General features: G+C 69.8%; 22 protein-coding genes. 5 read left to right on the top strand and 17 right to left on the bottom strand.

The genetic code is table 11. The annotated features are described in order from the left end of the window. Positions 1-1176 (bottom strand): cystathionine gamma-synthase, encoded by a 1176-nt coding sequence (locus ABG090_RS02310; RefSeq protein ID WP_347756031.1) that lies wholly within the window; start codon positions 1174-1176, stop codon positions 1-3. 1 nt (position 1177) lies between these two features. Next, positions 1178-2578 (bottom strand): cystathionine beta-synthase, encoded by a 1401-nt coding sequence (locus tag ABG090_RS02305; protein WP_347757665.1) that lies wholly within the window; start codon positions 2576-2578, stop codon positions 1178-1180. Between the two features lie 134 nt (positions 2579-2712). Here ABG090_RS02305 and ABG090_RS02300 point away from each other — a divergent pair, with 134 nt between their 5' ends. Continuing rightward, complete coding sequence (locus ABG090_RS02300) at positions 2713-3090, top strand: MGMT family protein (protein WP_347756029.1); 378 nt, start codon at positions 2713-2715, stop codon at positions 3088-3090. A 70-nt stretch (positions 3091-3160) separates the two neighbouring features. Here the strand turns inward: ABG090_RS02300 and ABG090_RS02295 are convergent, their stop codons facing one another. The 10 genes from ABG090_RS02295 to ABG090_RS02250 all read right to left on the bottom strand — a co-directional run bounded on the left by ABG090_RS02295 (position 3161) and on the right by ABG090_RS02250 (position 14559). Beyond that, complete coding sequence (locus ABG090_RS02295) at positions 3161-4273, bottom strand: sugar-binding protein (protein ID WP_347756027.1); 1113 nt, start codon at positions 4271-4273, stop codon at positions 3161-3163. A 42-nt stretch (positions 4274-4315) separates the two neighbouring features. Further along, positions 4316-5596, bottom strand: coding sequence for a multiple monosaccharide ABC transporter permease (gene mmsB, locus ABG090_RS02290; RefSeq protein ID WP_347756026.1), 1281 nt, complete (start codon positions 5594-5596; stop codon positions 4316-4318). Next, positions 5593-7110, bottom strand: a complete 1518-nt coding sequence (gene mmsA / locus ABG090_RS02285) for a multiple monosaccharide ABC transporter ATP-binding protein (protein ID WP_347757663.1) — start codon at positions 7108-7110, stop codon at positions 5593-5595. The genes mmsB and mmsA overlap by 4 nt, the downstream gene beginning before the upstream one ends. Before the next feature lie 128 nt (positions 7111-7238). Continuing rightward, positions 7239-8408: an ROK family transcriptional regulator gene (locus tag ABG090_RS02280; protein ID WP_347756024.1), complete on the bottom strand. Its 1170-nt coding sequence runs from the start codon at positions 8406-8408 to the stop codon at positions 7239-7241. Between the two features lie 104 nt (positions 8409-8512). After that, the gene (locus ABG090_RS02275; protein ID WP_347757661.1) at positions 8513-10354 is read right to left on the bottom strand and encodes an ABC transporter ATP-binding protein; all 1842 of its coding nucleotides are present in this window, start codon (positions 10352-10354) and stop codon (positions 8513-8515) included. Between the two features lie 349 nt (positions 10355-10703). Next, positions 10704-10916 carry a hypothetical protein gene (locus ABG090_RS02270; RefSeq protein WP_347756022.1) on the bottom strand — a complete coding sequence of 71 codons (213 nt, stop codon included), beginning with the start codon at positions 10914-10916 and terminating at the stop codon, positions 10704-10706. Between the two features lie 186 nt (positions 10917-11102). After that, positions 11103-11489 (bottom strand): 50S ribosomal protein L7/L12, encoded by a 387-nt coding sequence (gene rplL / locus ABG090_RS02265; RefSeq protein ID WP_347756020.1) that lies wholly within the window; start codon positions 11487-11489, stop codon positions 11103-11105. 33 nt (positions 11490-11522) lie between these two features. Beyond that, positions 11523-12041, bottom strand: coding sequence for a 50S ribosomal protein L10 (gene rplJ, locus ABG090_RS02260; RefSeq protein ID WP_347756018.1), 519 nt, complete (start codon positions 12039-12041; stop codon positions 11523-11525). 243 nt (positions 12042-12284) lie between these two features. Next, entirely contained in the window at positions 12285-13796 is a 1512-nt protein-coding gene (locus ABG090_RS02255) for a HAMP domain-containing sensor histidine kinase (protein WP_347756016.1), read from the bottom strand. A 19-nt stretch (positions 13797-13815) separates the two neighbouring features. Then, on the bottom strand, positions 13816-14559 hold the full coding sequence (locus ABG090_RS02250; protein WP_347756014.1) for a response regulator transcription factor: 744 nt from the start codon (positions 14557-14559) through the stop codon (positions 13816-13818). A 156-nt stretch (positions 14560-14715) separates the two neighbouring features. On the opposite strand from ABG090_RS02250, the gene ABG090_RS02245 reads away from it, so the two are divergent. Together ABG090_RS02245 and ABG090_RS02240 are read left to right on the top strand one after the other, a co-directional pair. Then, positions 14716-15414, top strand: a complete 699-nt coding sequence (locus ABG090_RS02245) for a YqaJ viral recombinase family protein (RefSeq protein WP_347756012.1) — start codon at positions 14716-14718, stop codon at positions 15412-15414. Beyond that, positions 15414-16157 carry an alpha/beta hydrolase gene (locus tag ABG090_RS02240; RefSeq protein ID WP_347756010.1) on the top strand — a complete coding sequence of 248 codons (744 nt, stop codon included), beginning with the start codon at positions 15414-15416 and terminating at the stop codon, positions 16155-16157. Before ABG090_RS02245 ends, ABG090_RS02240 begins: the two co-directional genes overlap by 1 nt. On the opposite strand, the gene ABG090_RS02235 is transcribed toward ABG090_RS02240, so the two are convergent. Next, a complete protein-coding gene (locus ABG090_RS02235) occupies positions 16154-16861 on the bottom strand; it encodes a DUF998 domain-containing protein (protein ID WP_347756008.1) in 708 nt (235 codons plus the stop codon). The genes ABG090_RS02240 and ABG090_RS02235 overlap by 4 nt on opposite strands. Before the next feature lie 103 nt (positions 16862-16964). Between ABG090_RS02235 and ABG090_RS02230 the strand changes: the two genes are divergently transcribed. After that, positions 16965-17918 (top strand): NADP-dependent oxidoreductase, encoded by a 954-nt coding sequence (locus tag ABG090_RS02230; RefSeq protein WP_347756006.1) that lies wholly within the window; start codon positions 16965-16967, stop codon positions 17916-17918. A gap of 38 nt (positions 17919-17956) precedes the next feature. After that, positions 17957-19621, top strand: a complete 1665-nt coding sequence (locus tag ABG090_RS02225; RefSeq protein ID WP_347756004.1) for an ABC transporter ATP-binding protein — start codon at positions 17957-17959, stop codon at positions 19619-19621. Between the two features lie 125 nt (positions 19622-19746). On the opposite strand, the gene ABG090_RS02220 is transcribed toward ABG090_RS02225, so the two are convergent. The 4 genes from ABG090_RS02220 to rplA form a co-directional block, all read right to left on the bottom strand. Beyond that, on the bottom strand, positions 19747-20682 hold the full coding sequence (locus ABG090_RS02220; protein ID WP_347756002.1) for an ABC transporter permease: 936 nt from the start codon (positions 20680-20682) through the stop codon (positions 19747-19749). Further along, a complete protein-coding gene (locus tag ABG090_RS02215; protein WP_347756000.1) occupies positions 20679-21683 on the bottom strand; it encodes an ABC transporter permease in 1005 nt (334 codons plus the stop codon). The genes ABG090_RS02220 and ABG090_RS02215 overlap by 4 nt, the downstream gene beginning before the upstream one ends. 101 nt (positions 21684-21784) lie before the next feature. Next, positions 21785-23404 (bottom strand): ABC transporter substrate-binding protein, encoded by a 1620-nt coding sequence (locus ABG090_RS02210; RefSeq protein ID WP_347755998.1) that lies wholly within the window; start codon positions 23402-23404, stop codon positions 21785-21787. 354 nt (positions 23405-23758) lie between these two features. Next, positions 23759-24448 (bottom strand): 50S ribosomal protein L1, encoded by a 690-nt coding sequence (rplA, locus tag ABG090_RS02205; protein WP_347755996.1) that lies wholly within the window; start codon positions 24446-24448, stop codon positions 23759-23761. Between the last annotated feature and the right edge of the window lie 74 nt (positions 24449-24522).

Here is a 24522-nt window from a genome sequence, read left to right as displayed (position 1 = left end):
CTAGCCGAGCGCCTGCTGGAGATCCTCTATCAGGTCGGTTGCCTCCTCGAGCCCCACGGAGAGCCGCACCAGGTCATCCGGCACGGCGAGCTCGGTGCCCCGCACCGAGGCGTGGGTCATCTCCGTCGGGTAGCACACGAGGCTCTCGACGCCGCCGAGCGACTCCGCCAGCTGGAACAGCCGTGTACGACCGACGAGCTCGTGCACCGCTGATGCGCCGCCCGCGAGCTGGATCGAGACCATGCCGCCGAAGCCGCGCATCTGGCGCCGCGCCAGCTCGTGCTGCGGGTGCTCGGCGAGCCCCGGATAGTGCACCGCGGCGATCGCCGCGTGCCCGACGAGCGACTCTGCCACCGCCTGCGCGCTGCGGCAGTGGCGATCGATGCGCACCGCGAGCGTCTTCAGCGATCGGCTCGTGAGCCATGCGTCGAAGGGGCTGTTCACGGCGCCCACCGCGAACTGCTGGAAGCCCACGCGGTCGGCGAGCGACGCATCCGCCGTGATGACGGCGCCGCCGACCAGGTCGGAGTGGCCGCCGATGTACTTCGTCGTCGAGTGCACGACCGCATCGGCGCCGAGCGCGAGCGGCTGCTGCAGGGCCGGTGTGGCGAAGGTGTTGTCGGCGACCACGATGGCGCCGGCGGCGTGGCCGATCTCGACCAGCCCTGCGATGTCGGCGACCTTCATGAGCGGGTTCGACGGCGTCTCGACCCACAGCACCTTGGTGTTCGGGCGCAGGGCTGCGCGCACCGCGTCGAGGTCGCTGGCGTCGGCGGTGGAGATCTCGATCCCCCACTGCCCGTGGATCTGCGAGACGAGCCGGTGGGTGCCGCCATAGACGTCGTTGCCCATGAGCACGTGGTCGCCGGGCCGCAGCACTGCCCGCAGCAGCGCATCCTCCGCGGCCAGCCCGGAGCCGAAGGTGAAGGCATGGGTGCCGAGCTCGAGGCTGGCCAGCTGCTGCTGCAGGGCATCACGGCTGGGGTTGCCGCCGCGGGAGTACTCGTAGCCGTCGCGGAAGCCGCCGACGCCGTCCTGCACGAAGGTCGACGTCATGAAGATCGGGGGGATCACCGCGCCGGTGCGCGGGTCGAAGGACTGCCCGTCGTGGATCGCGCGGGTGGCGAAGCCCCTGGTCGCGTCGTCGTGCGCGGATGCGCGGGTGGGATCGGTCACGTCATGCCTCCTTCGAGAGGTGGGTCAGCAGGTCGTTGCGGGTGAGCATGCCGAGCGGCTTGGCATCCTGGAGCACGAGCACCGCGTCGTGGACGGCGAGCGCTGCAGCGAGCGCGTCGACCGAGTCTCGGCTGCCGACCTGCGGCAGGCGCTCCCCCAGGTGCCGGGCGATGGGGTCGGTCGGTGCCGCTCGTCCGGCAACGACCGCGTCGAGCAGCGTGTGCTCGTCGACCGCCCCGGCGACCTCGCCCACCACCACCGGGGGCTCCGCGGTGAGCACGGGCAGCTGCCGGACGCCGTGCTCGCGCATGATGGTGATCGCTTCGCGCACCGTGTGGGCCGGCCGCACGTGCGCGAGTCGCGTCGGGTCGTCGCCGGCGGGCGCTCGCCCGCCCGCGCTCGTGAGCACGTCGCGCACGGTCGGCGCACCGACCGGCGGCTCGCCGGGGGCCATGAAGCCGTAGGAGCGCATCCAGGTGTCGGAGTAGAGCTTCTGCAGGTAGCCTCGACCGGAATCCGGCAGCAGCACCACCATGACGGCGCCTGCCGGCAGCTCGCGCGCCACCCGCAGTGCGGCGACGACGGCCATGCCGCTCGACCCGCCCGCCAGGAGTCCCTCTTCCCGCGCGAGCCTGCGGGCCATCGCGAACGACTCGGCATCGTCGACGGCGATGACGCGGTCGACGACGCTCGGGTCGTAGTTGCCTGGCCACATGTCCTCGCCGACCCCCTCGACGAGATACGGGCGGCCGGTGCCGCCGGAGTAGATCGAGCCCTCCGGGTCGGCGCCGATGACGGTGACGCCGCCGCCGGAGGCGCGCCGCAGGAAGCGAGCGGTGCCCGTGATCGTGCCGCCGGTGCCGATGCCGGCGACGAAGTGGGTGAGGCGGCCGTCGGTGTCGCGCCACAGCTCCGGGCCGGTCGTGGTCTCATGCGCCGCGGGCGCCGCCGGGTTGAAGAACTGATTGGGCTGGTAGGCGCCCTCGATCTCATCCGTGAGCCGGTCCGCCACCCCGTAGTAGCTCTCGGGACTGTCGGGCGCGACGGCGGTCGGCGTCACCACGACCTCTGCGCCGTAGGCGCGCAGCGTCGCGAGCTTGTCCTCGGCGACCTTGTCGGGGCAGACGAAGACGCAGCGGTAGCCTCGCTGCTGCGCCACGAGCGCCAGGCCGACGCCCGTGTTGCCGCTGGTCGGCTCCACGATGGTGCCGCCGGGAGCGAGCAGCCCCCTCGCCTCGGCATCGTCGATCATGGCGGCCGCGATGCGATCCTTCACGGAGCCGCCCGGGTTCATGTACTCGACCTTGGCGAGCACCGTCGCCGCGATCCCCTCGGTCACCTTCGACAGCCGCACGAGCGGGGTGTTGCCGATCGCATCGAGGATCGATGCCGCGTAGTGCATGGGACCACCTGCCATGCCGCCCGAGCCTACTGTCCGCTCGCGCCTCGTGCCCCGCACTGCCTCCCACCCAGCGATGCACGGCCGGCGGGCTTGCGCCGTGCACGACGGTCGGGGCTCGGGTGCAGGATGGAGGCGTGGATGCACGCCGGGAGCTCGTGATCGAGCGCGTGCTGCGCTGCGTCGAGCTGGTGCCGGAGGGGCGCGTCGCCGCGTACGGCGTGATCGCCGGCATCTGCGGCATCGGCCCGCGCCAGGTCGGCTCGATCCTGCGTCACTACGGCAGCGACGTCACCTGGTGGCGCATCACGAGCCACGCGGGCGACTTCCCGGGCGACGTGCTGGAGCGGGCATTGCCGCACTGGCGCGCCGAGGGCATCGCCGTGAAGCCGAATGGGCTCGGCTGCCGCTACGCCGACTACGCCGTCGATGTCGGCGAGCTGGCGGCACACTGGCAGGCAGCGGTGGCCGACCTGCCCGATCCGGAGTCGCTCGGCTCCGAAGGCTCCGGCTGACCGACGGCGGCCGCACGCCAAAGGCGGACGGGCGGCCTCCTTGGCCCGCCCGTCCGCCCGGATCCCGCTGCTACTCGGTGAGCGGCGCGAGGTTCTCGTTGTCGGCGTACGCCTCGGCGGCGTTCGCCTGCGTCACGATGACCGGCTCGAGCAGGTTCGCGGGCACCTCGATGGCGCCGTTGTCGGAGGTTCCCGTCGTCGTGGGCTCCTCGCCTGCCTGCAGCGCCTGCGCCATCTCGATCGACGCGGCGACGAGCGCCCGCGTGTCCTTGTAGATGGTGGAGTACTGGTCGCCGGCGACGATCGACTGCACCGACTCGACCTCCGAGTCCTGACCCGTCACGACCGGCACATCGCGCCCATCGTTCTGCACGGAGGTGAGGATGGCCCGTGCGAGGTTGTCGTTCGGGGCCAGCACGCCGTGCAGGTCCTCACCCTGGTAGGAGCTCTGCAGGATCGTGTCCATGCGGTTCTGCGCGTTCTCCGCCGCCCAGTCCTCGGTGGCCGTCTGCTGCACCGTGGTCTGGCCGGAGACGACCGTCAGCGTGCCGTCATCGATCTTCGGCTGCAGCACGCTCATGGCGCCGTCGAAGAAGACCGCCGAGTTGGAGTCGTCCGCCGAGCCCGAGAAGAGCTCGATGTTCCAGGCGTCGAGGTCGCCCTTGCGCTCCTCGAGGCCGTCGAGCAGCGACTGCGCCTGCAGTTCGCCGACGTGGTAGTTGTCGAAGGCGACGTAGTAGTCGACGAGCTCGCTGTTCTGGATCAGGCGGTCGTAGGCGATGACGGTGATGCCCGCGGCCTCGGCGGTCTCGAGCTGCGTCGCGAGCTGGTTGGTGTCGGCGGCGCCGACGATGATGACCTCGGCACCGGCCGCGATCATGCTCTGGATCTGCTGCTGCTGGTCGCCGACCGAGTTCGACGAGCCGGCGTACTGCACGTTGCCGGTGAAGCCGGCCTCTTCGAGGCCGTCCGTGAACAGGTCACCGGCGAGCACCCAGTTCTCGCTCGTGCGGTCGGGCAGGGCGACGCCGATGACGGCGTCAGCGGCGAAGCCACCGGACGTCTCGCCGTCGGTCCCCGCGCTGGCTCCGGGCTCGGCGCCCGTGTCGCCGCGGCCGCAACCGGTCAGTGCGATGCTGACGGCAGCGATGCCTGCCAGCGCCACGATCGTGGTCTTCTTCATCAATGCTCCTGGTGTTCGATGGTGGGTTGGTGGATGGAGTGATCAGGACGAAGCGGTGACGCCATCGCGGTCGCGACCACGAGTGAGACCGCGCTGCAGCAGCGCGATGATCGAGAAGCGCCCCTGGCGCTTGTTGAGCACGTCGATCGCGACGGCGATCAGCAGCACGAGGCCCTTGATCACCTGGATCCAGTCGGAGCCGGTGCCGACAGCGAAGAGGCCGTTGGAGAGCACCGCCATGACCAGACCGCCGATGATGCTGCCGGCGACGGTGCCGATGCCGCCTGCGACGGCAGCGCCGCCGATGAAGACGGCGGCGATCGCATCGAGCTCCCAGCCGGTGCCGTCGGCGGGGCCGGCGGCCTGCGAGCGAGCGATCCACATCATGCCGGCGACCGAGGCGAGCACCGACATGTTGGCCATGACGAAGAAGTCGATCCAGCGAGAGCGCACCCCCGAGAGCTGCGCCGCCCGACGGTTGCCGCCGACGGCATATACGTGCCGTCCGAGCGTCGTGCGCTGGGTGAGGAAGCCATAGGCGAGCACGAAGACCACCAGCAGCATGCCGGAGAGCGGGAAGCTCGTGCCCGGGCGGCCACTCGCGAACAGCAGCGCGGTGGCGACGATGACGGCCGAGACCAGCACGAGCCTCGTGACCAGCACCCAGATCGGCGGGATCTCGGCGCCCATGCGCGCACGGCGGGCGCGGCCGCGCAGCTCGAAGACCACGACCGCGACGATCGCGGCGAGGCCCAGCAGCAGCGTGAGGTTGTTGTATCCGGTGTTCGGCCCCACCTCCGGCAGGTAGCCCGCGAGCACGTCGACGAAGCCACGATCGACGCCGATGCCGCGCGACTGACCGACGAGCTGGTTGAGGCCGCGGAACATGAGCATGCCCGCGAGCGTGACGATGAAGGCAGGAACGCCGACGAAGGCCACCCAGAATCCCTGCCAGGCACCGATCAGCAGGCCCAGCCCGAGTCCGATCAGGATGCTCACGCCCCAGGGCAGCCCCCAGTCGTTCATGGAGATCGCCACGACCACACTGGTGAAGGCGGCGACCGAGCCGACCGAGAGGTCGATGTGCCCGGCGATGATCACCATCACCATGCCGATCGCGAGGATCAGGATGTAGGACTGCGACTGCACCAGGTTGATGACGTTGCCCGGCGCCAGCGTTGTGCCGCTCGTGGCGACCTGGAAGGCCAGCACGATGACGATGAGCGCCCCGAGGATGCCGAACTCCTTGAGCGACCCCTTCTTCCCGAAGAGCATGCTGAACTCCGCCATGAAGCCGCGGCGCTGGGCCACTCGTTCGGTCATGCGTCATCACCCTTCGTCGGCGCCATGCGGCGCATGAGCATCTCCTGGTCGGCATCGGCGGCTCGCAGCTCGCCCGTGATGCGTCCCTCGAAGATGGTGTAGATCCGGTCGGCCAGTCCCAGCAGCTCCGGCAGCTCGGAGGAGATGAGGATGACGCCCTTGCCGGCGTCGGCCAGCTCGCGCACGATCTGATAGATCTCGCTCTTGGCGCCCACGTCGATGCCTCTCGTGGGCTCGTCGAGGATCAGCAGATCGGGGTCGGTGAACATCCACTTCGCCAGCACGACCTTCTGCTGGTTGCCGCCCGAAAGGGTGTCAACGCCCTGCTCGACGCTCGGCGCCTTGATGCGCAGCGACTGCCGGAACTCCTCCGAGACGCTCGTCTCCTGCAGCGCGTCGACCACGCCCGCCGGCGCGATCTTCGAGAGCTTGGCGGAGACGATCGAGCGCTTGATGGTGTCGAGCAGGTTGAGGCCGAGCGCCTTGCGGTCCTCGCTCACGTAGGCGATGCCGTGCGCGATCGCCTCCGGCACGGAGCGCACCTTGATCTCCTTGCCCTCCTTGAGGATCGTGCCGCCGAGCCACGTGCCGTACTGGCGGCCGAAGATGCTCATGGCGAGCTCTGTGCGGCCCGCTCCCATGAGGCCGGCGAAGCCGACGATCTCGCCGCGGCGCACGGTGAAGCTCGACCCTTTCGCGACCAGGCGCTCGGCCGAGAGCGGATGCTGCACCGTCCAGTCGCGCACCTCGAAGAAGGTCTCCCCGGTCTGGTGGGATCGCTCGGGGAAGCGCTGGCCCAGTGTGCGGCCCACCATGCCGCGGATGATGCGGTCCTCGTCGACGGCGCCCTCGGCGATGTCGAGCGTCTCGATCATCTTGCCGTCGCGGATGATCGTGATGGCGTCGGAGATCTGCTCGATCTCGTTGAGCTTGTGGGAGATCATGATCGACGTCACGCCCTTGCCCTTGAGCCCCCGGATGAGGTCGAGCAGGTGCTGCGAGTCCGACTCGTTGAGCGCGGCGGTCGGCTCGTCGAGGATGAGCAGCTTGACGTCCTTCTCGAGCGCCTTGGCGATCTCGACCAGCTGCTGCTTGCCGACGCCGAGGTGCTTGATGGGCGTGTCTGGATCCTCCGAGAGGCCGACGCGTGCGAGCAGCTCCGTGGCGCGGATGCGGACCGTGTCCCAGTCGATCGCGAGCCCGTGGCGGGGCTCGTTGCCGAGGAAGATGTTCTCGGCGATCGAGAGCTCGGGCACCAGTGCGAGCTCCTGGTGGATGATCACGATGCCCGCGCGCTCGGATTCGTTGATGCTCGAGAAGGCGACCGGCTGGTTCTGGTACACGATCTGACCGTCGAAGGTGCCGTGAGGATAGACACCCGAGAGCACTTTCATCAGCGTCGACTTGCCGGCGCCGTTCTCGCCGCAGATGGCGTGGATGGTGCCCTTGCGCACGTGGATGCTCACGTCGTCGAGGGCGCGCACGCCGGGGAACTCCTTCGTGATGCCCTGCATCGACAGGATCACCGGCTCAGCCACCCTTGGCTCCCTTCACCACCGTCGGCATCGACGGATCGCCGATCAACCTACGCGCGCGAAACCTTCACGTCAAGCGATGAACGCAGAACCCGTGAGCGCGATCGTCAGATGAACGCGTTGGCGAGCGCCGTCTGCCGCGCGAGCGTCACCGCTCCGAGCACCTCGGCCCGCGCGCCGAGCGATGAGCCGACGATCTTCGTCGATGTCACGAGGGCATGCAGCGCGAAGCGGCTGAAGCCGTCGCGCACGGGCTCCAGGAGCAGCTCGCCGACCTCGGCCAGCGGCCCTCCCACGACGATGACGGCGGGTGCCAGCAGGTTCGAGAGGTTCGCGATCGAGTGGCCGATCGCGCCGCCCGACTCGGCGACGACGCGCCGGGTGGCCAGGTCGCCGGCGAGCGCCTGCCGCACGATGTCGCCCGTCGCGATCGGTCGGCCGAACGCCTCCGACAGCGACTGCGCCATCACGCGCACCGAGGCGAGCGTCTCCAGGCAGCCCCTGCTGCCGCAGATGCAGAGGGTGCCGCCGGGCTCGACCTGCACGTGCCCGAGTTCGCCCGCGATGCCGAACGCGCCGCGGTGCAGCCGCCCGCCCAGCACCAGGCCGCATCCGATGCCGGTGCCGATCTTCACGAAGACGAGGTCGTCCACATCGGCGTAGGGCCCGAACGTCCGCTCCGCGATCGCGCCGAGGTCGGCGTCATTGGCGACCTCCACGGGCATGCCGAACGCCTCCCCGATGCGGTCGCGGGTCACCCCGTCCCACTCGGGCAGGATCGTGTGCCCGAGGATGGCTCCGGTCCGCAGGTCGACAGGGCACGGCACGCCGACGCAGATCGCAGCGACGTCGTCGCGCCCCAGCCCGGCCCCCTGCAGCAGCCCATCGAGCCGCGCGGCCGCGATCGCGAGGCTGTCATCGGCCTGGTGCCCCACGGGCAGCACCACCTCGTCCTCGATCAGCACCACGGGGTCGTCGGCCGCGACGGCGATGCGCACGTGCTGTCGGCCGAAGTCGACGCCGACCACCGTGGGACCCTCGGCACGCTCGAGCGTGACGAGGCTCGCGCGGCGGCCCTGATGCACGGTCGGTGCCGTCGAGACCGCGCCGCGCTCGCGGAGCTCACGCACGATGTTCGAGACAGTCGCGTGCGCGAGCCCCGTGCGCTCGGCGAGCTCCGACTGCGTGACGGGCGACCCGCGCAGCGCCTGGACGACGCGAGCCCGATTGGCGGCACGCAGCGCTGCCTGCGATCCGGGGCTGCGTCGCTGTGCCATCCGGCAATGATGTCCAGCCGCCGAGTTGTTGTCAAGAAATGAAGACAAGGCGACCTTGCCGTGTGTTGCCGTGCCTCGTCAGGCGAGGCACAGTGCCGCCGCAGTCAGCGCGCAGCCTGCTGCGCGAAGAGCGCCGCGTACGTGCCACCACGGGCGAGCAGTTCGTGGTGCGTGCCGCGCTCGACGATGCACCCGGCGTCGATGACGAAGATCACGTCCGCGTCGCGGATCGTCGAGAGTCGGTGCGCGATTGCGAGCGTCGTGCGACCGCGCGCGGCTTCGTCGAGCGCGCCCTGCACGACCCGCTCCGAGACCGTGTCCAGGGCGCTGGTCGCCTCGTCGAGCACGAGCACCGCGGGATCCTTGAGTAGCACGCGCGCGATGGCGATGCGCTGCTTCTCGCCGCCGGAGAGCCGGTAGCCGCGCTCACCGACGACGGTGTCGTAGCCGTCTGGGAAGCGATGGATGGTGTCGTAGATGCTCGCCGCGCGCGTCGCCGCGTCGAGCTCAGCGTCGGTCGCATCCGGCTTGGCGTAGCGCAGGTTCTCGGCGATCGTCGCGTGGAAGAGGTAGGGCTCCTGGCTCACGATGCCGATGTGGTCGGTCAGCGCCGACGGGTCGATCTCCCGCACGTCGACGCCGGCGAACCGCACCGCTCCCCCGGTCACCTCGTGGAGGCGCGGGAGCAGATAGCCGATCGTCGTCTTGCCGGCGCCGGAGGGTCCGACGAACGCGGCGAAGGTGCCGGGCTCGAGCGTGAACGAGACGCCATCGAGCGTGTTCGCCTCGCTCTCGCGCGCATCCGGGTAGCGGAATTCGACATCGTCGAACTCCACCTCTCCGAGACGATCCATGACCGGCGGCACGGGGTCGGCCGCGGGCACGATCGTGGGGGTGAGGTCGAGGTACTCGAAGATGCGGGCGAACAGTGCGGAGGAGGTCTGCAGGTCGAGCGCGACGCGCAGCAGGCCCATGAGCGGCATGAGCAGTCGCGACTGCACGGTGGTGAATGCGACGAGCGTGCCCGCGGTGACCCCGACATCCCCGCCCGTGATCAAGTAGCCGGCGATGACGTAGATCACCGCGGGCAGGATGGAGATGAAGATCGAGACGATCGCGAAGAAGGTCTGGCCGCTCATCGTCAGCCGCACCTGCAGGCCGATCTGGCGATCGTTCTCGGCGCGGTAGCGGCGCGACTCGTCGGTCTGGCGACCGAAGGCCTTCGCCAGCAGGATGCCGGAGACCGACAGTGACTCCTGCGTGATGGCGGTCATCTCACTGAGCGACTCCTGGGTCTGCGTGGCGATGCGCGCGCGCACCTGGCCGACCCTGCGCTGCAGCACGATGAGCAGCGGCGTCAGCAGCACCGCCGCGATGGTGAGCTGCCACGACAGGATCAGCATCGTCACGAGGCTGGCCAGCACGGTGACGGTGTTGCCGACCACCGAGGAGATGGTGTTCGAGAGCACGTTGGCGACGCCGCCGACGTCGTTCTGCAGCCGCGACTGGATGACGCCGGTCTTGGTGCGGGTGAAGAACGCCAGCTCCATGCCCTGCAGCCGGTCGAAGAGGCTGTTGCGCAGTTCGCCCATGACCCGGTTGCCGACCCGCGACGTGAGCCAGGTCTGCCAGATCCCGAGCAGGCTGGCCGCGACCCAGAGCGCCACCATGGTGCCGACGAGCGTCCACAGCAGGCTCAGGTCGGTGCGACCGTCGGGAGGGAAGAGCGCCTCGTCGAAGACACGCTTGGTCAGGAGCGGCGGGAAGACCGCGATCGTCGCGACCACCAGCACCAGCACCATTGTGAGGATGATCGGGCCGCGGTGCGGCGCGAACAGGCCGAGGATGCGCTTGCCGAGATCGGGCACACGGGGCGCGGTGGCGTTCGCCTGCCGCTGCGCCGACTCGTCTCGCATCGCTACTCGACCGCGTCCGCCCATGCCCATGCTCACGTGCCAACCGTAGCGCCGCGCACCGGTCGCACTCCGCCACCCCGGGCTCGCAGCCTTCCATCGCCCGGTGCTCGAGTGCATGGGTGAGCCCGCGCCCGGCAGATTCGGGGCGCTCCGCCGGTTCAGCTGGACTATCCGCCTACGTGGCCTGAGCGGCACGGATCTGCCGGTGGTCTCCGGCCACCGGCAGCCCGCACATGGCGGGGTCTCCGGGCGAAGCCGCCTCGCGAGTCACCCAACCTGACCTGCCTGCCTGCCTGCCTCGACCAGCGCACGGTGAGGCACCATGCTCGTGGCCACGTCCCGCGGCCGGGAGGGCCTCCGCTCCGGCGTGCACCGCACTTCACGGAGCGAGGTCCTTGCCCTGCTGCTCAAGCGCCCCACGCAGGATGCGAATCGCGCGCGGGCCCACCCCGTGCAGCGCGAGCAGCTCAGCCTCAGTCATCGCTGCGACCTGAACGAGCGTCGTGACGCCGATAGCCAGCAGCGCCTGGGTCGCCGGGCGGCCGATCGTGGGCAGGTCGCCGATCTGATCCGCGGTCTCTCGCCTCGACATGCCAGCCGGCCTGCCACGGGTGCTGACGATCCTGCAGTATCCGGGCTGCTCAGCTGGTACAGCTGGATTATCCGGTCACGTGGCCTGAGCGGCACGAATCCGCGGCAGCCTCCGACCGTCGCAGCCTGCGCATGACGAAGGGCCGCACCCGAGATGGATGCGGCCCTTCGAGGTGTTGCGGGGTGACTACTTGACGGTCACCGTCGCGCCGGCCTCTTCGAGGTCAGCCTTTGCCTTGTCAGCGTCTTCCTTCTTCGCGCCCTCGAGCACGTTGGCGGGAGCGCCATCGACGAGTGCCTTCGCCTCGCCGAGACCAAGCGACGTGAGCGAACGCACGACCTTGATGACCTGGATCTTCGCCGAGCCGGCAGCCTCGAGGACGACGTCGAACTCCGTCTGCTCCTCAGCCTCCTCAGCAGCAGCGCCACCAGCAGCCGGGGCTGCAGCAGCGGCGACCGGGGCCGCGGCGGTGACCTCGAAGGTCTCCTCGAATGCCTTCACGAACTCGCTGAGCTCGATGAGCGTGAGCTCCTTGAACTGCTCGAGCAGCTCGTCAGTCGACAGCTTTGCCATCGTCTTCTCCTTGTTTCTGGTACCGACCGCGCCTTACTCGGCCGCGGACTCCTGCTTCGCACGCAGCGCGTCGACCGTGCGAACGGCCTGCGCGAGCGGTGCGTTGAACATGTATGCAGCTCCGAACAGCGAGGCCTTGAAGGCGCCTGCGAGCTTGCCCAGCAGCACCTCCCGAGACTCGAGGTCCGCGAGCTTGTTGACGTCGTCGGCCGTGAGCGGGTTCCCGTCGAAGAAACCGTTCTTGACCACCAGCGCCGGGTTCGCCTTGGCGAAGGCACGCATCTCCTTCGCGACGGCGACAGGGTCGCCGTGCACGAATGCGATCGCAGACGGGCCGACAAGCGACTCGTCGAACGCCGTGATGCCGGCGTTGTTGGCTGCGATCTTGGTGAGCGTGTTCTTCACCACGGCGTACGTCGCGTGCTCACTGATCGCACGGCGCAGCGTCTTCAGCTGGCCGACGGTGAGACCGCGGTACTCGGTCAGCAGAACGGCGTTCGAGGTCTCGAAGAGATTCGAGAGCTCGGCGACCGCAGCTTCCTTGTTCGCCATGGTGCTCCTAGCTTCGTTGCTGGCTTCCCTGGCTCACACATGAAAATGAGCTCCGGCAGCAGCGCACGGAGCTCGGTCCTCGACGGGACATTCGCACCTGCGCGGGCCGACGCTCTCATGAGCAAGCCTTCGGTTGTCGTACGCCTTTCGAGCACACGCCAACGACCAGCGGTCTTGGGTATGGAATGACTCTACGGCACGACGGATGCGTGGCGCAAGCCGGGCTGGGCGCCGGGGTGGCGACTACTCGCGGGCCGAAGCGGCATCCGTGCCGACGGGCGCGTCCTCGGGCGACGCCGACCGCCAGAGCGGCAGCCGCACGCTGAACGCGGTGCGACCGGGTGCACTCTCGAGCCTGATCGAGCCGTGGTGGGCATCGACCAGGGCCTGCACGATCGCGAGGCCGAGGCCCGACGAGCCCGTCGCGCGCGAGCGGCTCGTGTCGCCCCGGGCGAAGCGCTGGAACACGGTCTGCTGCAGCGGCTCCGGGATGCCCGGGCCGGCGTCGATGACGTCTATGACGGCATCGCCCGCGTCGGCGCGCAGGTGCACATCGATCGCGGTGCCGGCGGGCGTGTGCACACGGGCGTTGGCGAGCAGGTTGGCGACCACCTGCTGCAGGCGCAGCGGATCGCCGCCGACCACCACCGGCTCCTCGGGCAGCTCCAGGGAGATCGGATGCCCGTCCCCCGCCGCCTGCGCGTCGGCGACCGCCTCGACGACCAGCAGCGACAGGTCGACCTCACCCCGCTCGATCTCGCGCCCCTCGTCGAGCCGGGCGAGCAGCAGGAGGTCGTCGACGAGCGCCTGCATGCGGTGCGCGGCGGCCTCGATGCGCTCGAGCGATGCGCGCGAGTCGTCGCTCAGGTTCGCCTCGTGCTTCTGCGTGATCTCGGCGTAGCCGCGCACCGCGGCGAGCGGTGTGCGCAGCTCGTGCGAGGCATCCGCGACGAACTGCCGCACGCGCCGCTCACTGACGGCACGGGCCTCGAACGCCTCCTCGATGTGCGTCAGCATGCGATTCATCGACTCCTGCACGCGCCCCACCTCGCTCGCGGGCTCCTCGATGCGCACGCGGTTCGTCAGCTGCGCGTCGCCGGATGCCAGCGGCAGCTGCGAGATGCGCTCCGTGGTCGCGATGACCGACGTGAGCGGGCGCAGGGCGCGGCGGATGATCAGATCACCCATCAGCAGCACGATCGTGACGGCCGCGATCGCGGCGACCGCGATCACGAACGCGAGCGCGGCAAGCGTCTGGTTCGTGTCGGAGAGCGACATGCCGACGACTACCCGCGCCTCGCCAACGTCGATCGCCAGCACGCGGTACGTGCCGTAGCCCGGGAGTACGGCGTTGACCGGCACGCCAACCGGCGCATCGACCACGGCTTCGACGTCTGCGGTGGAGAGTGCCTGTCGGGTGCCCGTGCGCGTGAAGATGAAGTTGTCGAGCAGGTCGCCGTCGTGCTCGACCACCACGAGCGCACCGGACATGCGCGGGTCGAGCGGCTGCGTCACGCCGGTCGCGAGCGCCCGCTCCACCGCCACCGAGGTGCGGTCGGAGAGGTCGCTCAGCTGCTCGTCGACGCGTGACTCCAGCACCACACGCATCGTCATGACGCTGGCGATCGCGACCGCCGCGGTGAGCACCGCGAACAGCAGCGCGACCACCACGAGCAGCCGTCGCCGCAGCGACCACGACGACGGGTTCTGGATGCGCCTGCCCAACTGGGCTGCGGATGCCGCGGCCTGGGTCACGCTGCGGGGCTCCCGCCGATCACTCGGCTGCGCGCAGCTGGTAGCCGACGCCGCGAACCGTGTGGATCATGGGCGGGCCGAGCGTGTCGATCTTCTTGCGCAGGTAGGAGATGTAGAGCTCGACGACGCTCGCGCGCCCGCCGAAGTCGTAGGACCACACGCGGTCGAGGATCTGCGCCTTCGAGAGCACACGACGCGGGTTGCGCATGAGGTAGCGCAGCAGCTCGAACTCGGTCGCGGTGAGGTCGACCTGCTGGCCTCCGCGGCGCACCTCGTAGGAGTCCTCGTCCATCATCAGGTCGCCCACCCAGAGCACGCTCGACTCCTCGGCGGCGGCGGCCGTGCGGCGGATCAGGCCGCGCAGCCTCGCCACGACCTCCTCGAGCCCGAACGGCTTCGTGACGTAGTCGTCGCCGCCGGCGGTGAGTCCCGCGACGCGATCGTCGAGCGAGTCCTTCGCGGTCAGGAACAGCACGGGCACGTCGAAGCCGGCCGAGCGCAGGCGCTGCAGCACGGTGAGCCCGTCGATGTCGGGAAGCATGATGTCGAGCACGACGGCGTCGGGGCGGAACTCGCGCACGGCCTGCAGCGCCTGCTGGCCGTTGGCGGCGGTCTTCACCTCCCACCCCTCGTACTTGAGGCCCATGGCGACCAGGTCGGCGAGGCTCTGCTCGTCATCGACGACGACGACGCGGATGGGCGAGCCGTCCTGGCGGGTGAGGCGGGGCTGGGCACGCAGCTGCTGCTGAGCGGTATCGGTCATGCGTTCCATTTCGCCAGAGCCTCCTATGGATCGATGTGCGCCTATTCTATGCCCCTCCTGTGCGTATCCTTTTCGCGCCGGCCTCCGCGGTGCGTGGACGCCTCCGCGGTGGCGAGCCGGGTCCGCGGCCACGCCTCGCCGTGGGACGATGAGGGGATGGACCTGCAGCTCGACATCTTCGGCGATCTCGCCGAGACGTGCGAGCCGGCAGCCGCGAGCGAGACGCTGCTCGTCGCCGCTCCCGCGCCCGCCCCGGCGGCTGCGGCGGTCGCGTCCTCGACCGCTCCCCGCGTCGTCATCTCCGGCCACGTGCAGCGCATCGTCGCGCGGTCGAGCGACCGCATCGCCTGGCTGCGCGCCCGGTCGCAGGGCGTGACGGCGACCGACGCCGCGAAGCTCAGCTCGATGCGGTCGATCGAGAACGTCGCGCGCGACAAGTTCAGCCTGCGCGGCTTCACCGGCAACGCGTTCACCGAGCACGGCCGCGCGCGCGAGCCGCACATCGCGAACTGGGTGCACGATCACTTCTCCCTCTCGCCGTCCGACGCGCTCTTCCACTCGGTGCCGGATCGCCGTCATCTCGCCACGCCCGACTGCATCAGCGACGACGGCACGGTGCTCGCCGAGATCAAGACCACCTGCAAGCCCTTCGACCGCATCCCGAAGTCCTACCTGCGCCAGATCTGGTGGCAGCAGTACGTGCTGGGCGCCGAGCGCACGCTCTTCGTCTGGGAGGAGCACTTCGAGTTCGTGCCGGTCGGCCGACCCAAGCACCAGTGGGTGGAGCGCGACGAGGATGAGATCGCCGCGCTCGTCAACCGCGCCGACCTGCTGCTCGAGCTCCTGCGCCGCTGATGCTGCTGGCGCTCCACGGGCTCGGCTCCGACTCGAGCGCGCTGCGCGACTACCTCGCCGGGGCGGTGCCGGCCGGGGTGCGGGTCTTCGCCCCTGACCTGCGCGCGCACGGCGCTGACGAGCGGCTCGGCGGACCGGAGGACTTCGCGCTGGAGGCGATGGCCGATGACGTCGCGGGTGCGTTGATCCGGGTCGGCGACGGCTCGCCGGTCTCGATCGTGGGCGTCTCGCTCGGCGCCGCGCTCGCAACCATCATCGCCCGATCGGGTCGATTCCCGCTCGATCGCGTCGCGCTCGTGCGACCCGCGTTCACGCATGAGTCGCTGCCGCCCAACCTCGCGGTCTTCCCGCTCATCGGTCGCCTGCTGGGCGAGCACAAGCCGCAGCGCGCCCTCGCCCACCTGCGATCCTCCGGCGCGTGGCGCGCGATCGCGCACGAGTCGCTCGCGCACGCTCGGTATCTCGAGACCCAGGTCACGCAGCCGGGCGCGGCCGCGCGCCGCATCCGCCTCACCGAGATCCCGCGGAACGCGCTCGCACCATCGATCGAGCCGCGCATCCCGGCCCCGACGGTCGTGCTCGCGAGCCCGCGCGACCCGGTGCATCCGCTGCACGTCGCCCAGCACTGGGCCGACGAGCTGGGTGCGCGGATGCTCGTCTCACCCGCGCGGGACGATGGCGAGGACGCGATGATGCGGTGGTTCCAGCAGCAGCTGGGGAGCTTCCTGACGGGGATCCGCTAGCCGAGCCGCGGCGCTCCGGATCGCACGTCGGTCGCGAGCGCCGCTTCCGACGGCCGGGGAGCAGGGGCGGGGGCGGCTCGCTGAGGCAGCGCATGCACGATGGCCATGGCGAGCAGCCACACGATCCCGATGCCCGCCGCGATGTACTCGAGCGTCGAGCCGATGTCGGTGTTGCCGCGAGCGAGCGAGATGATGCCGCCGGTGGCGGCGATGCTGCCGACCGCGACGCCTCCGACGATGGAGAGGCGGGCCACCCATCGATCGCTCGCCGTGGCGAACTGCAGCATCGCGAGGCAGCCCGCCGCGAAGCCGAGCACCGCGGCGGCGATGTGCACCCAGTCGCGCCACTGCGCGCCGTCGGTGAGCAGCGACGGGCAGCCCAAGGAGCAGGGCACGGCGGCCGCGATGAGGAAGAGCCCGCCGGCGGCCACGAGCGCGCCAGCCGGCGCCCATCGGCGCAGCACCGGCAGGCGGGTGCGGACGTCGCGCAGCACGACGGCGACGAGCAGGATGCCCGCGATCACGAGGAGGAAGCCGATCTGAAAGCGCGCGGCCGTCGGCATCGTGAGCGCACCCAGCTCGGAGATGTAGAGGAAGCGCCCCGCCGCTGCTCGGGCGCCGCCGATCACGACAGCACCGGCGATGAGCGATGCGGTCGCGAGCACCGCGAGGAGCGCGTCGACCTGGTGGGGGCGCTGGAGCACATCAGCACTGTAGCCGCGAGCGCCGTGGCGTCATAGGCCGTCACACGCCCGACGGCCCGTCGGGGGGTTGCGATAGCGTCGAACCGACGCAGGAGGAGACGCGATGCGAGCAGTGCTGGTGAGGACATTCGGCCCGACCGACCAGGTGGAGATCGGGGAGATCGAGGCTCCCATCAAGCTCGGCACCGAGGTGATCGTCGACGTCCACGCGGCCGGCATGAACCCGATCGACTACAAGACCGTGATCGGGAAGGGCGCGGCGAAGGCGGTCGAGCCGCTGCTGCCGTGGATCCCCGGCGGCGACGTCGCAGGGATCGTGGCGGAGGCCCCCTACGAGGCGCACGACGTGCAGCCTGGCGACGCCGTCTTCGGCGCGGTCAACCACTGGCGCACGCGCGGTGGCTACGCCGAGCAGGCGGTGGTGCCCAGCCTCGCGCTCGCCCCGAAGCCGGAGTCGCTCTCGTTCGCGGAGGCCGCAGCGGTGCCGTGCGCAGCGCTCACCGCCTGGGACGCCGTGGTGCGCGTCGCGAAGGCGCGGGCGGGGCAGCGCATCCTCATCCACGCCGGCGCGGGAGGCGTCGGGCACTTCGCGGTGCAGTTCGCGAAGTACTTCGGTGCGCACGTCGCCACGACCGTCTCGGAGCGCAACATCGACTTCGTTCGCGGCCTGGGCGCCGATGAGGTCGTCGACTACCGTAAGGATCGCTTCGAGGATGTGCTGCAGAAGGTCGATGTGGTCGTCGACCTGGTCGGGAACGTGAGCGACGACACCGGCTCGCGGTCGCTCGACGTGCTGAAGAACGGCGGGCTCTACCTCAACGTGCCGACCGGCTCGTGGCCGGACTACGCCGCCGCGACCGCCGCGCGCGGCATGCGCGCATCGTCGGTGAAGGTGGAGTCCGACGGCTCGAACCTCGGCATCATCGGTCGCCTCATCGATGCCGGCGACGTGCAGGTGGAGGTGCAGCGGATCTATCCGCTCGACCAGGTGCGGGAGGCATTCGCCGCGCTGCAGGGCGGGCACGTGCGCGGCAAGCTCGTGCTCTCGGTGCGCTGAGTCAGCAGAAACGCCAGCGACAGGGCAGGATGGTCGCCATGAGCGACGCACCGAAGCCTCTGCTGGAAGTCTCGGGTCTCAAGGTCGAGTTCACCACGCAGGACGGTGTGGTGACCGCGGTCCACGAGGCCAACCTGTCGATCGCCGCCGGCGAGACGCTGGCGATCGTGGGCGAGTCGGGCTCCGGCAAGTCGACGACCGCGATGGCCGTGATCGGCCTGCTGCCCGGCAACGGCCGCGTGACCGCCGGCAGCATCCGCCTCGACGGCGAACAGCTGGTGGGCGCGAACGAGGCCAAGATGCGACCCATTCGCGGTCGCCGCATCGGATTGGTGCCGCAGGACCCGATGTCGAACCTGAACCCGGTCGCCAAGATCGGCACGCAGGTCGCCGAGACGCTGCTGGCGCACGGACTCGCGACGCGCAAGGACGTGACCGAGAAGGTCGTCGAGACGCTGGAGGCGGCCGGCCTGCCCGACGCGGCAGCGCGGGCGAAGCAGTACCCGCACGAGTTCTCCGGCGGCATGCGGCAGCGCGCGCTGATCGCCATCGGCCTCGCCTGCCGCCCGCAGCTGCTGATCGCCGATGAGCCCACGAGCGCGCTCGACGTCACCGTGCAGCGCACGATCCTCGACCAGCTCGACACGATGACGCGCGAGCTCGGCACCTCGGTGCTGCTCATCACGCATGACCTCGGGCTCGCCGCGGAGCGTGCCAAGCAGGTGGTCGTGATGCATCGCGGGCGCGTCGTCGAGCAGGGTCCGGCACGGCAGATCCTCGAGGACCCGCAGCATCCGTACACGAAGTCGCTCGTCCAGGCGGCGCCGTCGGTCGCGATGGCGCGGCTGCGCCCGGCCGACTTCGCCACGAAGGACAGGGATGCCGCGGCCCCGACCGCGGCCGCCGAGACCCCGCGCGAGACCATCGTCGAGTTCGAGAACGTCACGAAGGAGTTCCCGGTGCGGGGCAGCCGCGAGCCGTTCAAGGCCGTGGACGATGTCTCGCTCTCGCTGCCGCGCGGCACGACCGTGTCGATCGTGGGCGAGTCCGGCTCCGGCAAGACCACCACTGCACGGATGCTGCTGAAGGCCTTCGAGCCCACCAGCGGCACGATCCGCTTCGAGGGCAAGGACGTCTTCGGGCTCTCGCGCGCGGAGCAGAAGGAGTTCCGCCAGCGGGTGCAGCCGGTCTTCCAGGATCCGTACTCGTCGCTCAACCCGATGTTCACGATCGAGAAGATCATCGAGGAGCCGCTGTCGTTCTACAAGAAGGGGTCGCGCTCCGAGCGAGAGCGTCGCGTGCGCGAGCTGCTCGACCAGGTGGCCCTGCCGAGCGACATGGCGCGGCGCTACCCCTCCGAGCTCTCGGGCGGCCAGCGCCAGCGCGTCGCGATCGCCCGAGCACTCGCGCTGAACCCGGACGTCATCGTCTGCGATGAGCCGGTCTCGGCGCTCGACGTGCTCGTGCAGGATCAGATCCTGCGCCTGCTGGGCGATCTGCAGCGTGAGCTCGGCCTCAGCTACCTGTTCATCTCGCACGACCTCGCGGTCGTCCGCCTCATCAGCGACTACGTGGCGGTGATGCAGAACGGCAAGCTCGTGGAGGCCGCGACCTCTGAGGAGATCTTCACGAATCCGCGCGATCCGTACACGCGCACGCTGCTCGCGTCGATCCCCGGCAACGAGCTCAAGATCGCCAGCTGAGCGGCTGGGGCGCGGGGCGCGGCGTCTCGTGACGCGCGAGTGCTGCGCACGCGTGCTCCTCGACCGACGGGGCTGTCGGTGACGTCGGTTCGACCGACGGGACTGTCGGTGCCGCCGTTCGAGAGCTAGCGCTTGCGGGTGCGCGGGTCCATCGCCTCGCGCAGCGACTCCCCCAGCAGGGTGAAGCCGAGCGCGGTGATCATGATGCAGATACCGGGCAGGAACGCGAGCGAGGGCGCGATCGCCAGCTCGTTCTGCGCGTAGGTGAGCATCCGGCCCCACTCCGCCGTCTCCGGCCGCCCGCCGCCGAGGCCGAGGAACGAGAGCGCTGCGGCGTCGATGACGGCGGTCGCGAGCGTGAGGGTTGCCTGGACGATCACCGGTCCGACCGAGTTGGGCAGCAGGTGCGTCATCGTGATGCGACCGGTGCCGAGCCCGAGCGTGCGCGCGGCGAGCACGTAGTCGGCGCCTCGCTGGCCGAGCATCGACGACCGCAGCAGGCGGGCGAAGATCGGCACCTGCGCGACGCCGATGGCGATCATGATCGCGAGTGGCGTGCGACCGAGGACCGCGGCGATCGAGACGGCGAGCAGCAGGTGCGGCACCGAGAGCAGGATGTCGACCAGTCGCATGATGACGCTGTCGACCCAGCCGCCGAAGGCGCCGGCGAGGGCGCCGAGCACCATGCCGCCGAGCAGCCCGAAGAACGTCGAGACCACGCCGATGATGAGCGATGCCTGCGCGCCCCAGATCAGCTTCGACAGCACGTCGCCGCCGAAGCGGTCGATGCCGAGCGGGAAGTCCGGGACGTCCCCGATGCCGGGCAGCGAGGTCGGCCGCAGGTACTCGCGGCCGGGCGTCGCGAGCTCCGGATAGGGCGCGAGCAGCGGCGCGAGGATCGAGACGAGGATGAACAGCAGCACGATGACGGCGCCGACCCAGGCCGCGGGGTTGCGGCGCACGCGCCGCAACACGTCGCCCCAGAAGCTGCCGCTGCGGCGCGGTGCGCCCGCATCGGCATTGGGCTCGGATGCCGGCGGGAGGACGTCTGCGGCGCTCACTGGATCCTCACTCTCGGGTCGATGAAGCTGTAGGAGATGTCGACGAGCAGGTTGATGAGCGCGTAGGCGATGGCGATGAACAGCACGAAGCCCTGCAGCACGGGGAAGTCGCGCGCGAAGATCGCATTCGCGAGGAACGCGCCGATCCCCGGGAAGGCGAACACCGTCTCGGTCAGCACCGCCCCCGAGATGAGCAGGCCCGCCTGCAGGCCGATGGTGGTGACCACCGGCAGCATCGCGTTCCGCAGCACGAAGCGATTGCGGATGAGCGGCTGCGAGACGCCCTTCGCGCGCCCGGTGCGCACGTAGTCGGCGTTCACTACCTCGAGCACGGAGGCGCGGGTGATGCGCACGATGATCGCGAGCGGGATGGTGGCGAGCGCGAGCGCGGGCAGCAGCAGGTGGATGAAGGCGTTCCAGCTGGCGTCGAACTCTCCGGTCAGGAAGCCGTCGAGCACGTAGAAGCCGGTCACATGCGTGGCATCGACGCCCCGATCCTGACGGCCGGTGGTCGGGAGCCAGCCGAGCTGCACCGCGAACAGCCACTTGAGCATGAATGCGAGGAAGAAGACCGGGATGGTGATGCCGAGCAGGCTCAGGCCGACGGAGAGGTGGTCGAAGAGACGGCCGTGGTGGCGCGCCGCCCAGTAGCCGAGCGGGATGCCGATGCCGACCGCGAGGATGAGCGCGAGCACCGACAGCTCGAGGGTGGCGGGGAAGCGGTTCGCGAACTCGTCGAGCACCGGCCGACGCGTCTCGATGGAGTTGCCGAAGTCGCCCTGCACGAGTCGGCCGAGCCAGGTGAGGTACTGCTCAGGCAGCGGTCGGTTGAAGCCGTAGGCCTCGTTGATCCGCTCGATCGCCTCGGGCGTCGCGCGCTCACCGAGCAGGGCGGCTGCGGGCCCGCCCGGCAGTGCCCGCACCCAGAAGAACAGCAGGACGGTCAGACCGAACAGGGTAGGGATCAGCAGCAGCAGGCGTCTGCCGATGGTTCGCAGCACGTCGTCTCTCCGTCAGTGGGTTCGGGGGTGACCGGCCGGGGCCGGTCGCAGCGGATGCCGTGGGACGGGTCGCCCCACGGCATCCGCATGACCGATCGAGACTACTCGCTCAGCTCGATCATGTTGTACACCTCGTCGTTGACGGGGCTTGCGGGGTAGGAGGTCACGCGCGGGTTGAACGCCAGCGACGGCGCCGGGTGCGCGAGCGGCACGCCGGGCTGGAACTGCGCGATCTGCTCGTTGATCTCCTGGTAGCGGGCACCGGCCTCGTCGAGGTCGGGGATCTGCCGTGCCTCTTCGAGCGCCTGGAACAGCTCGGGGTTGTCGAAGCCCCACTCGTTGCCCTGCTTGCCGAAGAAGACGCCGACGAAGTTGTCGGTGTCGTTGTAGTCGCCCGTCCAGCCGAGCAGGTGGATGCCGTGATCGTCGGTGCCCTGGATCTTGTCGAGGTAGTCGACCCACTCATCGGCGACGGGGGTGACCGTGATGCCGACCTGCTCGAGCTGGCCCGACAGCGCCACGAAGATCTCCTCCGGGTTCGGCATGTAGGGGCGCGAGATGTTCACCGGGTAGTTGAACATGAGCTCGAGGCCGTCCTCGTAGCCCGCCTCTGCGAGCAGCTCCTCGGCGCGCGCCGGGTCGTACTCGTAGATCGTCACGTCCTCGTTGTAGCCGTTCACGACCGGCGGGATGAACTGCGTCGCCGGCTCGGTGCCCTCCGGGAGCACCTGCGTGACCAGTGCATCGCGGTCGATCGCGTGGGCGATCGCCTCGCGCACGAGCGGGTCCTGCAGCTCCTCGACCTGCTGGTTGAAGGCGAGGTAGAGGATCGTGAACGGGTCACGCTGCATGACGTTGAAGCCGGCCTCCTCGAGCGCGGCGGTGTCGGAGGGCGCGACCAGGTCGTAGCCGTCCACGTCACCTGCCTCGAGCGCCTGTCGGCGTGCCGTCGGGTCGTCGATCACGCGGAAGATGATCTCCTGCACCTGACCCTGCTCGCCCCAGTAGTCGGGGAACGCCTGCAGCACGACCTCGGAACCGGGGTTCCAGGAGTCGAACACGAACGGGCCCGTGCCGGTCGGGTGCGCCTCGGCGTACTCGCTGTACTCCGGCGCCTCTGCCGAGCCGCCGACGTCGTCGGCGCCGTACTCCTCCATGGCCGTGGGGCTCTGCATCGCGAACGACGGCAGCGACAGCGCGGGGATGAAGCCGGAGAAGGGGCGCGTGAGGTTCACGGTCGCCGTGAGCTCGTCGTCGGCGGAGCACGACTCGTAGAGCGCGTTCTCGTCACCGGCGAACCCGCCGAAGAGCGAGCCGTAGTAGTAGGAGAGGCTCTCGGTCGCGGCGATGCCGGTCCAGTTGTACCAGCGCTCGAAGTTCGTGCAGACAGCCTCGGCGTTGAACTCGGTGCCGTCGTGGAACAGCACGTCGGACTTCAGGTTGAAGGTCGTCGACAGGCCGTCATCCGACGTCGTCCAGTCCTCGGCGAGCAGCGGCTCGGGGTCGGCCGTGCCGGGCGTGACGCCGATGAGGCCCTCGAAGATGTTGCGCGAGATGCGGAACGACTCGCCGTCGTTGGCGAAGGCCGGGTCCAGCCCCGAGGGGTCCGACGAGCCGGCGAAGATGAAGGTGGAGTTGACGTCGCTGTCAGTGGCGCTGCCGCCGCCGTCGCTGTCGTCGTCGCGCTGGCTCTGCACGCAGCCGGTGAGCACGAGCGTCATGGCTGCGCCTCCGGCGATGCCTGCGAGCAGACGCCGCTGTACGGGTGAGATCACGGTGCTGGACCTTTCCTTGTGGGACCGTTCGCGCGCACCGCGGCTCCGCGGCGAGCGTGCGTTGGCTCCAACCTACTCTTCGGATCGCGCAAGCACCGTGCGTCGACCGTCACAATCGCGCAACGCTCTCCCCCCGCACGATTGCGGCGTTTGCCGGACCCTTTCCGCCGAACGCGACCCGGTGCGCCAGGTCGGCTGCGGTGGAAGGGGTCGAGATCACTGGGCGGGTCCGTTGCACGGCAGGGCCCGCGTGAGACGACGAAGGCCCCGCCGGAGCGGGGCCTTCGTGCGAGACGGGTCTCAGATGGTGGTGACGTCCACCGGGATGCCCGGGCCGAAGGTCGTCGAGACCGTGGCCTTGGTGACGTAGCGGCCCTTCGACGACGACGGCTTGAGGCGCACGATCTCCTCGAGCGCTGCCTGGATGTTGTCGGTGAGCTGCTCGGCCGTGAACGAGGCCTTGCCGACGATGAAGTGCACGTTCGAGTGCTTGTCGACGCGGAACTCGATGCGGCCGCCCTTGATGTCCGTCACGGCCTGCGCGACGTTCGGGGTGACGGTGCCCGTCTTCGGGTTCGGCATCAGGCCGCGCGGGCCGAGCACCTTGCCGAGACGACCGACCTTGCCCATGAGCTCGGGGCTCGCGACGGCTGCGTCGAAGTTGGTCCAGCCGGCTGCGACCTTCTCGATCAGCTCGTCGGAGCCGACCTCGTCGGCGCCGGCGGCGATGGCGGCCTCAGCGGCCGGGCCCTGCGCGAAGACGATGACGCGAGCGGTCTTGCCGGTGCCGTGAGGAAGAGAAACGGTACCGCGGACCATCTGGTCAGCCTTGCGGGGGTCGACGCCGAGCTTCAGCGCAACCTCGACGGTCGAGTCGGTCTTGGCCGAACCCGTCTCGCGAGCCAGCGTGACGGCGTCGGCGGCCGTGTAGGACTTGTCAGCGTCGATCTTCGCCGCTGCGGCCTTGTAGGCCTTGGACTTCTGTGCCATGTGATGCTCCTGTTCAGAGTTCGCGGTGCGCGCCTGGCCGGCGCTCCCACTGGATGAGCCGTGCGGCTCGGATG

Source organism: Agrococcus sp. ProA11 (assembly GCF_039880525.1).
Taxonomy (GTDB): domain Bacteria; phylum Actinomycetota; class Actinomycetes; order Actinomycetales; family Microbacteriaceae; genus Agrococcus; species Agrococcus chionoecetis.
This window is presented reverse-complemented; position numbering and strand designations above follow the sequence as displayed.